Source organism: Pseudothioclava nitratireducens (assembly GCF_029210495.1).
GTDB lineage: Bacteria > Pseudomonadota > Alphaproteobacteria > Rhodobacterales > Rhodobacteraceae > Pseudothioclava > Pseudothioclava nitratireducens.
Window position 1 is genome coordinate 50,519 of the sequence record NZ_JARGDK010000005.1, and the last position, 13,034, is coordinate 63,552.

Here is a 13,034-nt window from a genome sequence, read left to right on the forward strand (position 1 = left end):
TCCTCATACATAGATACAGTCGCGGAGCCTGATGAGCCCGCGCTGCGTTTCTTCTTTTGGGGCGACCAAGGCCACCCGAATGTAAGATTTGCCGGGGTTATCCCCGTTCACTTCGCGTGCCAGATAGGCACCGGGCAGAACCCGCACCCCGGTCTCGCGCCAGAGTTTCAGCGCCGCCGTCTCGCCGTCTTCGACCGGTAGCCACAGGAAGAAGCCGCCGTCCGGCAGGCGGAAGCCTTGGACGCCTGCGAAAACCTCGGACGCAATGTTATATTTTTCGGCATAGAGCGCGCGGTTATCGACCACATGCGCCTCATCCGACCACGCGCGTTCTGATACGCGTTGGATCGGCTGTGGCAACGGGGCGCCGGCATAGGCGCGCAGCTGACGGATACGGCGGATGTTCTCGGGGCCGGACGCGACGAACCCGGAGCGCAGCCCCGGCAGGTTCGAGCGTTTCGACAGCGAGTGGAAAATCACGACGCGCTCGGGATCGTGGCCTGCTTCGGCCGCGACCTGAAGCGCACCGGGCGGCGGCGCGAGGCGCCACAGCTCGGAATAGCATTCATCCGCGAAGATCTTGAAATCGTGCTTCTCGGCCAGAGCGAGCAGCTCCGCAAGATACTCGCGCGAGGCAATCGCGCCCTGCGGGTTCGAGGGCGAACAGAGATAGACAATCGCGGTGCGGTCCAGCACCTCGGCAGGCAGGCTCGCGTAATCGGGCAGAAAATCGGTCTCGGCGCGGGCAGGCACGAAGACGGCCTCGGCGCCAACCGTGGCCGCTGCCACCGCATAAACCTGATAGAACGGGTTCGGGATCAGGATGATCGGTTTCTGGCCATTCTTGGCTTCGGGGCACAGCGCAATCGCAGCGTTGAAAAGCCCCTCGCGCGTGCCGTTCAATGCCATGATCCGGTCGGTGCCCACCTCGACCGCGTAGCGGCGCTTCAACCAGCCGGAAATCGCACCCAGCAGCTCGGGCGTGCCGTCATTGGCGGGATATTTCGCAAATTCACCAAGGGTTTCCGCGAGGATCGGCCCGACGAACCCCGGCATCGCGTGGCGCGGCTCGCCAATGGTCATCGCAATGGCTTCGCCGCCGGGAGCGTGCGAATCCAACAGCGTCCGCAGACGCGGGAATGCGTATTCGGGCAGGTTCGAAAACCGCTCGGGATAAACCATCGGTGCCTCATATTCGGGGTCGTTGCGCCCCAATTGAGGATCAGGTTACCCAAGCGACGCGCCCTCGTCCAGAAAAAGCCTGCGCGTTCGGGACCTTGGCCTCGCGCATTGTGGCATTTCAGCCAAGCGCGGCTTCGGTCGCAATTCCAAGCCGCAAAAGCCGATCTTCGCTCATCGGCGCCGCCATCAGGCTGATCCCGGTCGCCGGAACCCCGGTGGGCAAGGTCAGCACGCACAGACCGAAGATATTGCCGATCCGCGTATTTCGGAGCGCCAGCAGGTTCTCGGTCTGGAAATAGGCCGGGTCCGAGAGCAATCGTGCACCATCCGGGGGCAGGATGGGCGCGGTGGGGACCAGAACCGCGTCATAGGCGGCCGTTTCAGCCAGATACTCGACCCGGTGCCGGCGCAGGTCCTCCCACGCTTTCACATAGTCCGACGCCCGCACGTCCCGCCCGGTGCGGAAGCGCTCAAGGATCAGCGGATGCATCTTCTCGGGGGCCGCCTCAATCACTTCTTTCCACTGACCGTAGGCCTCGGGCGCGAACAAAATCCCCGAGAGATCCATCGCAGGCGTGACCATCGGCAACGCCCGTCGCTCGATAACCGCGCCTGCCTTGGCGAGCCGCTCGACGGCAGCTTCGAATCCCCGAACAGGCGCGTCACGGGTGCCCTCGAACGGCAACCCGTCCAGCACCAGTAGCCGCTTGCCGACCAGGGTGCAGTCGCGCAGGTCGGGCGGGTGCCGCCCCTCCAGAGCCGCAAGCAGATGCGCGCAATCCTCAACATTGCGTGCCAAGGGGCCGACCGTGTCGAACCGCTTGCAGAGTGGCACCACGCCGCGCGTCGAAACCCGACCATGCGTGGTTTTGAGCCCAACCAGATCATTCCACGCGGACGGGATACGCACGGACCCGCCCGTGTCAGAGCCAATCGCCGCAGCGGCCATCCCCATCGCAACCGACACCGCCGCGCCCGAGGAGGACCCGCCGGGGGCGAGCCGCGGGTCATGCACGTTCGGCGGCGTCGCGGTCATCGGGTTCACGCCCAGCCCGGAAAAGGCCAGTTCGGTCATATGCGTCTTGCCAAGGCAGATCGTCCCCGCCAGCGTCGCCATCCTGAGAACCTCGGCATCGTCCGTCGGCACACGCCCCGCCAGCAGGCGCGACCCTGCCTCGGTCTCGATACCGGCCGTATCGAACAGGTCTTTCCAACTGATCCCAACCCCGTCGAGCGGCCCGCGCAGGGTTCCGGTCTTGGCCCTTTGCCGCGCGGCCATCGCAGCGGCACGGGCGCGGCGTGGCGTCAGGCGGGTGTATATCTGATCGCCTTCAGCGCCCTTCGCGGCCTCGAGATAGGCTTCGACCTGATAGACCGGATCAAGAGTGCCAGCAGCAATTCGTCGTCCCTGCTCTACCGCGCCCAGAAATCGCGTCATGCCCCATCTCCGTCCGTTTCCAAAACGCTAGCCGCGACGGATTCACGTGACAATGGCGCAGATGGACAAAAGCCGCGCAAACGCCATATTGAGCCGCATGAAACATGATTCCGATGTGATCGTCGCGGGCGGTGGGTTGAATGGCCCCGCCCTTGCTCTGGCTCTGGCGCAATCAGGGCTGTCCGTCACGGTGGTCGATGCGGCCCCTGCGCGTCGGCGCGCGACAGACAGCTTCGACGGTCGCGCCTATGCGCTCGCGCTCGCCTCGCAAAAGCTGCTGGGCGCCATCGGCGTCTGGACCGGCATCGCGAGCGATGCTCAGCCGATGATGGAGGTCAAGGCTGCCGACGGTCACGCAGGCGAAGGGGCAGCACCCTTCTTCTTGCATTTCGACTCGCGTGAACTGGATCAGTCGCCAGTGGGTTACATGCTTGAGGACCGCTTTCTCTACCGCGCCTTTCTGGATGCGATGGAGACTTCACCGAAGATCACCCTGATCCACGAAACCCAAGTCACCGCGCAAGAGGTCGAGCCGGGCGGCATCGCCGTGACCCTCTCGGACGGGCGTGTTCTGCGGGCGAAACTACTGGTCGGCGCCGATGGGCGGCGGTCCGGCGTGGCGGAACGTGCCGGGATCACGCGTGAAGGCTGGGATTACGGGCAGATCGCGCTGGTGACCGCCATCGACCACGAACGTCCGCATAATGGCATCGCGCATCAGTTCTTCATGCCGTCGGGACCGCTTGCCATTCTGCCATTACCCGGGAACCGCTCTTCAATCGTCTGGAGTGAAACCGCCGAAAACGCGCGCACCATTGCGGCGCTTGATGACGAGGATTTCCTCGCTGTGCTGCGCCCACGCTTTGGCGACTTTCTGGGTAAGATCAAACTGGCAGGCCCCCGCTTCAGCTATCCGCTGAACCTCACGCTGGCCAAAGCCTATGCCGCGCCGCGCGTGGCGCTCGTGGGGGATGCTGCCCACGGCGTGCATCCGATTGCGGGACAGGGACTCAATCTGGGTCTGCGCGACGTGGCCGCACTCGCCGAAGTTCTGGTCGAGGCGATGCGCCGTGGCGAGGATATCGGCGCGGTTGACGTGCTGGAGCGCTATCAGGGCTGGCGCCGGTTTGATTCCACCTCGCTCGCGCTCGGCATGGATACGGTCAACAAGCTGTTTTCCAACGACAATCCGATCCTGCGCGCGGGGCGCGACATTGGGATCGGGATCGTGCAGGCCATCCCGGCACTGAGGCAGGGTTTCATGCGCCAGGCGGCAGGTCTCTCAGGTCCTGTGCCGCGCCTGATGCAGGGGCGTCCGCTTTAATCGAGCGGGCGTGCCTCGTCCTCAAGCAGGATCGGAATGCCGCCCCGGACCGGAAAGGCGAGCCCAGCCGCCTTCGAGACAAGCTCCTCGCGGTCCTTGTCGTAATGCAGCACGCTTTGCGTGATCGGGCAGACCAGAGCCTCGAGCATCCGGCGGTCAAATTGCGGTTTGGCATCATTCATTGAACATTCTCCTCGCCGCCGCCATGCATCGCATATTCCAGCAGCGTCGTCAGGGTTTCGCGCCGGGTCACAAGACAGGGCGCCTCAAGGAGCGCCTGCTTGTCCTCGGGTTCAAGCGGCAACAGCATCGAGAGCGAATTGATAAGCAGCTCATCCTCAGCATCCTTGAGCGCCTCCCAATCGGTATCGAGCCCGCGGCTGCCGAAATAGCGTTTGAGAACCCCCATGAACCGATCCCGTTCAAAACCCGGATCATGTTCGGCCACCCCCAGATCCCGCGCGAAATCCTGCCATGAGACCTCGGCCCGGATGTAGGGCGTAAAGCCGCCCATCTCGCGCAGGACACGGAACCGCGACACACCCGACAGCGTGATCATGTAGCGCCCATCCTCCGTTTCAGAGAACGCGGTCAACCGCCCCGCACAGCCGATCTGGCACAGACCGGGCTGCCCGTCGTGATGGCGGCGGGGCTGGATCATACCAACCAGCCGCTGCGGCGTTTTCATGCAATCTTCAAGCATTTGCAGATAGCGCGGCTCAAAAATGTGCAGCGGTAGCTTCCCGCGCGGCAGCAAGAGCGCGCCGCTGAGCGGGAAAAGCGGAATGGAATCGGGAAGGTCGCCGAGCTTGATCATTTGCTTGAGTTAGCGCGCCGGGACGCTCAGGCAAATATCATCGACGACAACCGGCGCCGTCCCTTTTGCGCAATCGGATCGTTTGGCTTGAGCGCGTCGAAAATCGTGAAAAGCTGCGCTTTGGCGGCCCCATCATTCCACTCCCGGTCGCGCCGGAACAGATCGAGCAACTGCTCGACAGCCTCTTCGACATTACCTGCCGCATGAAGCGCCTGCGCATAGTCAAAGCGTGCCTGATGATCGTCCGGGTTGGCGTAAACTGCCGCCTCCAACTCGCCCAAGGGACCAGCGTCTGCCGCCTGCAGCGCAAGCTGAAGCTGTGCCTTGGCGGCCTCGACCGGACCGCTCGACGCAAGCGCCGGATCGGCCCCATCGACAAGGGCCTGTGCCTCATCCACCTTGCCAAGCGCAAGCTTCGCGCGGATCAAACCGCCCAGCGCCTCTGCACTTTTCGGGTCTTCCTCAAAGATCGCGGCAAAGGTCTCGGCCGCATCTTCGGCCGCGCCTTCGCCCAGCATCTCTTCAGCGGCCGCAATCGCATCCGCCAGACCGCCATCACCCGCCATCGCCGAAAGCTTCTCGACGAACTTCTGCAGTTCCGACGCGGGCAGCGCGCCCTGGAACCCGTCCACCGGCTGCCCCTGCCAGAAAGCGTAAACGGTGGGGATCGACTGGATGCGAAGCTGCGACGAGATCCCCTGGTTCTCGTCAACATTGACCTTGGCCATCACGACCTTGCCCTTGGCAGCGGTCACCGCCGCTTCCAGCGCCGGGCCAAGCTGGCGGCACGGGCCGCACCACGGCGCCCAGAAGTCAACGATCACCGGCACGGTCATCGACTTCTCGACAACCTCGGCCATGAAATTCGCTTCGGAAACGTCCTTGATCAGATCGGTGGCTGCGGGAGCGGGTTGATCGGTTCCAAACATGTTGCGGTCCTTTCGGATATCGGTTGCCCCCTATATGCGTGCCAAGCCCGGCCGCGCCAAGGGGGCAGCGCGCTCAGAGATCAAAAGTCGCGAAAACGGGCGCGTGGTCAGAGGGCTGCTCCCACCCGCGCGCCGCACGCAGCACACGCGAGCCATGCGCCGCATTCGAGATGTCGGGCGTGGCCCAGATATGATCGAGCCGACGGCCCTTGTCCGCCGCATCCCAATCGCGGGCACGGTAACTCCACCAGCTATAAAGCTGCCCCTCGGGAATATCCTGCCGGGTAATGTCCACCCATGCGCCGGCATCCTGCGTCTGCGCCAGATGCTCCACCTCGATCGGCGTGTGCGACACGATCTTGAGCAACTGCTTGTGCGACCAGACATCATCCTCGCGCGGCGCAATATTCAGATCGCCCACAAGGATCGCCTTTTCGGGCCGGTTCGCATGAAACGCGTCGCGCATATCGGTCAGGTAATCAAGCTTCTGCCCGAATTTCTCGTTCACCTCGCGGTCGGGAATATCGCCCCCCGCTGGCACGTAGAAATTGTGAATTGTCACCCCGTTCTCAAGACGCCCCGCGATGTGACGTGCATGCCCCAGCCCCGCGTGATCCTCGGCGCCGGCCTCAACCATCGGCAGCTTTGAGAAGATGGCGACGCCGTTGTAGCCCTTCTGCCCCCGCGCAACCATCCAGTTGTAGCCCAGCGCCTGAAACAGCTCGACCGGGATCTTGTCGACCGGGCTCTTGCACTCTTGCAGGCAAAGCACATCCGGCGCCTCTTCGCGCATCAGCTTCTCGACCAGACCCGCGCGCAGACGAACCGAGTTGATATTCCATGTGGCCAGCGTGAAGCTCATGATGCTCTCCTGATGAAAGTGGCGGCGATACTGGCCGCTCCCCCGAACAGAGGCAACCCGATTACCCTCCAATCGCGCGAAATATCCTCGGGGGTGAATTCGCGGAACGCGAAGAGGGGGCGGACAGCCCCCTCCCACGGTCTCCGTCAGGCGGCTCGCTTACTCAGCCCAGCCCGAAATGGATTTCACCTCGCAGAATTCCTCGATCCCCCAATGGCCGCCCTCACGCGCACGGCCAGACGCGCCCACGCCCCCGAAGGGCGCGCCTGCGCCCCGGCTCTCACCATTCATCTCGACCATCCCCGAACGCAGCGCCCGCGCCAGCCGGTTGCGCCGCGCGCCGTCGCCCGACTGGACATAGTTGGTCAACCCATAGGGCGTTCCATTGGCGATCTCGACAGCCTCCGCCTCTGTATCGAAAGGCATTATCGAGAGCACTGGCCCGAAAATTTCCTCGCGCATCACGGTCATCTCGGGGGTGCAATCGGCAAAGATCGTCGGGCGCACATAATAGCCCCGGTTCATCCCCTCGGGCCGGCCCGGACCACCGGCCAGCAGCCGCGCGCCTTCGGCGATCCCTGCCTCGATGAGGCTTTGGATCTTGTCATATTGGCTTTGATTGATGACCGGGCCGATATGTCGACCCGGCTCGCGCGGGTTCCCGACCGGGGTCTTCTCCGCCGTCTCGCGGGCGATTTGCAGCGCGGTTTCGTAATAGCTGCGCTCGACCAGCATCCGGGTCGGCGCATTGCAGGACTGGCCCGAATTCTGGAAGCAATGCCGCACACCCCGCGCAACCGCCTTCGCGTCGGCATCCGCGAAGATCAGGTTTGCACCCTTACCACCAAGCTCAAGGCATACCCTCTTCAACGTCTCGGCGGCCGCCTTGGAAATCGCGCGCCCGGCTCGGGTAGAGCCGGTGAACGAGATCATCTCGACATCGGGATGGGTCGAAAGCTGCGAGCCCACGCCCGCGCCATCGCCGTTCACAAGATTGAAGACGCCGGGCGGGACGCCCGCATCATGCACCATCTCGGCAAAGAGCATCGACGATAGCGGCGCCTCTTCCGAGGGCTTGAGCACCATCGCGCACCCAGCGATCAGCGCCGGGATGACCTTGAGCGTGACCTGATTCATCGGCCAGTTCCATGGCGTGATAAGCCCCACGACTCCGATGGGCTCCAGCGCAATCATCGCGCCCGGCGTGCCGTCGCCCAAGGGGCGCACCCACTCAATCTCGCGCGCGGCCTTGATGAAATTGCCAATATGCCACGTGCCCGCTTCGACCTGCGATTGCCGCGCCAGATCAATCGGCGCACCCATCTCAAGGCTGATCGCTTGAGCCAATTCCTCGGCGCGTACCTGATAAATCTCGAAGAGCTTCTCTACAATGGCCAAGCGCTCCGCAGGCGGGGTCGCGGCCCAGCCCGGCTGCGCGCACCGGGCTGCGGCAACCGCCGCGTCCGTATCCGCCGCATCCCCAAGCGAGATAATCGCGCAAGGCTCCTCGGTGGCGGGGTCGATCACGGCATGATCCCGCGGGGTGGCGGGCGCGACCCATGCCCCGTCAATATAGAACGCGCGCTTCTCGATCATGTCATCCTCCTGCATCGGTTGCGGCAGAGCGTGGCACTCCGTCGCGCCAGAGACAAGCCACGATCCCGAAATCCGGCCGCCGGGTCTGTTGACCGCTCGTCCAAGCCTTTATATGCAGCCAGTGACGTCAAACAGGAGGGACCCAATGGGCCTGCGCATCAACGATATCGTGCCGAACTTTACCGCCAACACCGATCAGGGTGAGATCACTTTCCACGACTGGATCGGCGATAGCTGGGCGATCCTGTTCTCGCACCCGAAAGATTTTACCCCGGTCTGCACGACCGAATTCGGCGCCGTGGCGCAGCTGGCTGACGAATGGGCCAAGCGCAACACCAAGGTGATCGGCCTTTCGGTCGATGGCGTCGAAGAGCACAAAGAATGGAAATCGGACATCGAGGGCTTCGCCAAAGCCAAGGCCGTGTTCCCGATCATCGCGGATGAGGACCTGTCGGTCTCCAAGGCCTTCGACATGCTGCCCGCAGAAGCCTACCTGCCCGATGGCCGCACCGCTGCCGACAGCGCCTCGGTGCGTTCGGTCTTCATCATCTCGCCCGACAAGAAGGTGCAGTTGATCATGACCTATCCGATGTCGGTCGGCCGCAACTTCGCCGAAGTGCTGCGCGCGCTCGATGGCCTGCAAAAGACCTTTGGCGTGCCGCTGGCGACGCCGGCGAACTGGACCACCGGTCAGGACGTGATCGCGGCACTGTCGCTCGATGACGCCGCTGCCGAAGCCAAGTTCGGCGCCATCGACAAGAAGCTGCCCTATCTGCGCTTTGTCAAAGACCCGGCCTGAGTCTGGTCTTTCCCAAAACAAGAACGCCGCCCGTCACGGGGCGGCGTTTTTCGTTACGCACATGGACGCCTACTGTGCCGGGTAGTAGATATGGCCTTTCTTGGCCCCCTTCTCGCCATCGAAGCGGATACCGCCCTGATCGCGCACCAGCACAATGCAATCCTCGCCGATCGGCGCACCGTCCAGCGTCAGGCTGCGGCAATAGTAGCCGTCCCGGATTTCCCACGCGCCGCCAAGCGCCTGCCCGTTGAAATTTCCGCTCACCGTACCATCGGCATGGATCGTCGCGTTGATCCGCTCATTGCCCATCGGGCGGTCGAGGATCTCTTGCAAGAGCTGCTCGGTCGTCTCCGCCTGAACCGGCAGGGTCAGCGCGAAGAACAGGGCGGTGAGGGCAAGGGGACGGATCATCGGTCTCTCCATAAGATGCAGACCGAGCCTAAAGAAAAAGCCCCGACGTTTCCACCGGGGCTTTCTGTCGCGTCAGCGCGGATCAGTCTTCTTTTTTCTCGGGCGCGATTTCTTCGCCCGTTTCCTGATCGACCATCTTCATGCCAAGGCGCACCTTGCCGCGATCGTCGAAGCCGAGAAGCTTGACCTTCACTTCCTGACCTTCCTTGAGCAGATCGCTCGGATGGTTCAGGCGCTTGTTGGCGATCTGCGAGACGTGCACGAGGCCGTCACGCTTGCCGAAGAAGTTCACGAAGGCGCCGAAATCGACGAGCTTCACGACTTTCCCGGTGTAGATCTTGCCTTCTTCCGGCTCTGCCACGATCGAGTGGATCATGTCATAGGCCTTCTGGATGGCATCAGCATTGGCCGAAGCGATCTTGATGACGCCGTCGTCGTTAATGTCGACCTTGGCACCCGAGACTTCCACGATCTCGCGGATGACCTTGCCGCCCGAGCCGATCACTTCCCGGATCTTGTCGGTCGGGATTTGCATCGTTTCGATGCGCGGAGCGTGTGCCGAGAATTCCGAACGGCCCGCGGAGAGCGCCTTGTTCATCTCGCCAAGGATGTGCATCCGGCCATCTTTCGCCTGCGCAAGCGCCTGCTCCATGATCTCGGGGGTGATGCCCGCGACCTTGATGTCCATTTGCAGCGAGGTGATGCCTTCGGCGGTCCCTGCAACCTTGAAGTCCATGTCGCCGAGGTGATCCTCGTCGCCAAGGATGTCGGTCAGAACAGCGTAACGGCCATCCTCTTCGAGGATCAGACCCATCGCAACACCGGCCACCGGCGCCTTGAGCGGCACGCCCGCATCCATCATCGACAGCGACCCGCCGCAGACCGAAGCCATCGACGAGGAGCCGTTCGATTCCGTGATCTCGGAGACGACGCGGATCGTGTAGGGGAAGTCGGTCGCAGCCGGCAGAACCGCCTGCAGCGCGCGCCATGCGAGCTTGCCGTGACCGATTTCACGACGACCCGGCGAGCCCACGCGGCCCACTTCGCCGACCGAGTAGGGCGGGAAGTTGTAGTGCAGCAGGAAGTTCGAGCGCGAGTTGCCATGCAGCGCGTCGATGATCTGTTCGTCATCGCCGGTGCCGAGCGTGGTCACCACGAGGCCTTGGGTTTCACCGCGGGTGAACAGCGCCGAGCCGTGGGTGCGCGGCAGGATGCCGACTTCGGACACGATCGGGCGCACCGTGGTGGTGTCGCGGCCGTCGATCCGGGCGCCACCGTTGATGATGTCGCCGCGCAGGATGCTCGATTCCAGTTTCTTGATCGCCGAGCCGAGGTTGGCGTCGATCTGATCTTCTTCCGAGAGGCTTTCCTTGATCTTCGAGACAGCCGCCGAGATCGCGTTCGAGCGCTCTTGCTTGTCCTTGATCGCAAACGCCGCGCGCATATCGGCTTCGCCTGCCGCTTTCACGCGCTCATAGAGTTCGCTGTAGTCGGGCGGCGAGAAGTCGAAGGGCTCTTTGGCGCAGGCTTCGGCGAAGTCGATGATCAGGTCGATGACCGGCTGCATCGCTTCATGGCCGAATTTCACGGCGCCGAGCATTTCCGCTTCCGACAGCTCATAGGCTTCGGATTCGACCATCATCACGGCGTCCTTGGTGCCCGCGACGACGAGGTCCAGACGCTGATCCGGGTTCTCACGCAGCTTCTGCATGTCGTCGACTTCGGGGTTCAGGATGTATTCGCCATCCGAGAAGCCCACGCGGGCCGCGCCGATCGGGCCCATGAAAGGCACGCCGGAGATGGTCAGCGCCGCCGAAGCCGCGATCATCGCAACGATATCGGGCTCGTTGACGAGGTCGTGCGAGAGCACGGTGCACATCACGAGGACTTCGTTCTTGAAGCCTTCGACGAAAAGCGGGCGGCAGGGACGGTCGATCAGACGCGCGGTCAGCGTTTCTTTCTCGGACGGGCGCGCCTCGCGCTTGAAGAAGCCGCCCGGCACTTTACCGGCGGCATAGTATTTCTCTTGGTAGTGGACCGTCAGCGGGAAGAAGTCCTGACCCGGCTTCGGTGCCTTGGCAAAGGTCACGTTGGCCATGACGCTGGTTTCGCCGAGCGTGGCGATGACCGAGCCGTCAGCCTGACGGGCAACCTTGCCGCTTTCCAGCGTGAGCGTTTCCTCGCCCCACTGGATGGATTTTTTCGTGATATTGAACATCTAGCGTATCCTGTCTGGGAGCACCCACGGGCGTATCCCGTGTCTCCCGATTTGCATGGCGGCCCCATTGCCGCCGACCCCCTATCCTTTGCATGTGCCCGAGGGTCCGGGGCGTCACGTCACAGATGTGGGGGCCATACAGGAAAACAAGGGGTTTGGGAAGGACGGAGTTGATCCACCCGCCCATGCCCGAAACCGGGGGACGCCCGATATCCCGAGCGCGATCAGCCTGCGCTTTCACCGCGCTTCATGCCCGGACGCGGCGGCAACCCGTAAGCCTTGCGCGCTGTGACCAACCGCAGGTCCTCCGGGTCCATGCCAAGGCTCAGCATTGTCTCCCGGTCATAGCGACTCTTGGCGACTGCCGGATCGTGCGAGGTCCCGAACAGCCGGTCGATCCAGCCCATCCCCAGCGAGACATGGAAGGTGGCGTGATGGTCCTGAAAATGATGGGCGAGATGCGTGCGTGTGATGTGCTGCCCGATCCGGCCCTTGGGCACGTTCAGATGTGCGAGCGTATGGCAGTATTCGTAGAAGGCAAACGCGCTCCCTGAACCAAGGAACAGCGCCACAAAGGACCATAGGAACGCGGCCTGAAGGCCAAGGAAAGGCCAGAGGATCGCGCTATGAAGCGCCACAGAGATCAGCGCGAAGCGAAGCGCATACCAATGGTCGTCTCCGGTGAACAGCTCTGGATCGGTCGGGAATTCGTGATGGCCGATATGGCTCCGATACAAGTCGTTGAACACGCCTTGGTCGGTCGGCGGCGCGCGATGGAACAGGAAACGGTGCATGACATATTCGACGAAGAACTGCATCACCACGCCATAGGCGATTGCGAGCAGGAACCAAGGTGTCCAGAACCCGATCATCAGACCCAGCGCCAAGAGCCAGAATGGTGCCAGCCGATGCAGGCTGCCCATATGGATAAGTACACGCAACGTCGCGATCATGGCGGTCCTCCCTACCTCCGGATGCAGGCATGATCGTGCGGCCCCGCCCCCCGTTCGGGCAAGCGAAACCTCGCGTCAGCGTGGGATCGCAACGCAAAAGGGGCCGCGTAAGCGACCCCTTCCGAGAAACTGTCTGGCAGTCTTAGCGGCGAATGCCGAGGCGCTCGATGAGCGACTGGTAACGGCCTTCGTCCTTGCCCTTCAGGTAGTCGAGCAGCTTACGGCGCTGCGCGACGAGCATGAGCAGACCACGACGCGAGTGGTTGTCTTTCTTGTGCTCTTTGAAGTGCTCGGTCAGGTTCGTGATACGCTTGGTCAGGATCGCGACTTGCACTTCGGGCGAACCGGTGTCGCCTTCTTTGGTGCCGTATTCCTTGATGAGCGCGTTCTTGTCTTCGACGGTAATCGACATCGGGATCTCCTGTTTTGAGGGTTGGGGCGCAAGCCGGGATGTCGTCCAGCAAGGTCCATGAGCCGCTGTCGCCAGCGGATGCGCGCGTATAGA

The 13,034-nt window shown here is 62.9% G+C and carries 13 protein-coding genes; 2 read left to right on the forward strand and 11 right to left on the reverse strand.

The annotated features are described in order from the left end of the window. Positions 1-3 precede the first annotated feature (3 nt). Complete coding sequence (locus P0X85_RS07345; protein ID WP_275810907.1) at positions 4-1,182, reverse strand: aminotransferase class I/II-fold pyridoxal phosphate-dependent enzyme; 1,179 nt, start codon at positions 1,180-1,182, stop codon at positions 4-6. A gap of 118 nt (positions 1,183-1,300) precedes the next feature. Further along, entirely contained in the window at positions 1,301-2,620 is a 1,320-nt protein-coding gene (locus tag P0X85_RS07350) for an amidase (RefSeq protein ID WP_275810910.1), read from the reverse strand. 97 nt (positions 2,621-2,717) lie between these two features. Here P0X85_RS07350 and P0X85_RS07355 point away from each other — a divergent pair, with 97 nt between their 5' ends. Continuing rightward, positions 2,718-3,944 carry an FAD-dependent monooxygenase gene (locus P0X85_RS07355; protein WP_275810913.1) on the forward strand — a complete coding sequence of 409 codons (1,227 nt, stop codon included), beginning with the start codon at positions 2,718-2,720 and terminating at the stop codon, positions 3,942-3,944. Here P0X85_RS07355 and P0X85_RS07360 read toward each other — a convergent pair. The 5 genes from P0X85_RS07360 to P0X85_RS07380 all read right to left on the reverse strand — a co-directional run bounded on the left by P0X85_RS07360 (position 3,941) and on the right by P0X85_RS07380 (position 8,148). Continuing rightward, a complete protein-coding gene (locus tag P0X85_RS07360) occupies positions 3,941-4,126 on the reverse strand; it encodes a Trm112 family protein (protein WP_275810916.1) in 186 nt (61 codons plus the stop codon). The genes P0X85_RS07355 and P0X85_RS07360 overlap by 4 nt on opposite strands. Continuing rightward, a complete protein-coding gene (locus P0X85_RS07365) occupies positions 4,123-4,761 on the reverse strand; it encodes an LON peptidase substrate-binding domain-containing protein (protein WP_275810919.1) in 639 nt (212 codons plus the stop codon). The genes P0X85_RS07360 and P0X85_RS07365 overlap by 4 nt, the downstream gene beginning before the upstream one ends. A 26-nt stretch (positions 4,762-4,787) precedes the next feature. Continuing rightward, positions 4,788-5,690, reverse strand: a complete 903-nt coding sequence (trxA, locus tag P0X85_RS07370) for a thioredoxin (protein ID WP_275810922.1) — start codon at positions 5,688-5,690, stop codon at positions 4,788-4,790. A gap of 73 nt (positions 5,691-5,763) precedes the next feature. Then, on the reverse strand, positions 5,764-6,552 hold the full coding sequence (locus tag P0X85_RS07375; RefSeq protein ID WP_275810925.1) for an exodeoxyribonuclease III: 789 nt from the start codon (positions 6,550-6,552) through the stop codon (positions 5,764-5,766). A 159-nt stretch (positions 6,553-6,711) separates the two neighbouring features. Next, the gene (locus P0X85_RS07380) at positions 6,712-8,148 is read right to left on the reverse strand and encodes an aldehyde dehydrogenase family protein (protein ID WP_275810928.1); all 1,437 of its coding nucleotides are present in this window, start codon (positions 8,146-8,148) and stop codon (positions 6,712-6,714) included. 145 nt (positions 8,149-8,293) lie between these two features. Between P0X85_RS07380 and P0X85_RS07385 the strand changes: the two genes are divergently transcribed. Beyond that, a complete protein-coding gene (locus P0X85_RS07385) occupies positions 8,294-8,947 on the forward strand; it encodes a peroxiredoxin (RefSeq protein WP_275810931.1) in 654 nt (217 codons plus the stop codon). A gap of 69 nt (positions 8,948-9,016) precedes the next feature. Here the strand turns inward: P0X85_RS07385 and P0X85_RS07390 are convergent, their stop codons facing one another. From P0X85_RS07390 to rpsO, 4 genes are all read right to left on the reverse strand, one after another. Further along, positions 9,017-9,358, reverse strand: coding sequence for a hypothetical protein (locus P0X85_RS07390; RefSeq protein ID WP_275810934.1), 342 nt, complete (start codon positions 9,356-9,358; stop codon positions 9,017-9,019). Positions 9,359-9,440: 82 nt separating this feature from the next. Further along, positions 9,441-11,576: a polyribonucleotide nucleotidyltransferase gene (pnp, locus tag P0X85_RS07395; RefSeq protein WP_275810937.1), complete on the reverse strand. Its 2,136-nt coding sequence runs from the start codon at positions 11,574-11,576 to the stop codon at positions 9,441-9,443. A gap of 224 nt (positions 11,577-11,800) precedes the next feature. Further along, positions 11,801-12,529: a sterol desaturase family protein gene (locus tag P0X85_RS07400; protein ID WP_275810940.1), complete on the reverse strand. Its 729-nt coding sequence runs from the start codon at positions 12,527-12,529 to the stop codon at positions 11,801-11,803. Between the two features lie 142 nt (positions 12,530-12,671). After that, positions 12,672-12,941, reverse strand: coding sequence for a 30S ribosomal protein S15 (gene rpsO / locus P0X85_RS07405; protein WP_275810943.1), 270 nt, complete (start codon positions 12,939-12,941; stop codon positions 12,672-12,674). Positions 12,942-13,034: the final 93 nt, after the last annotated feature.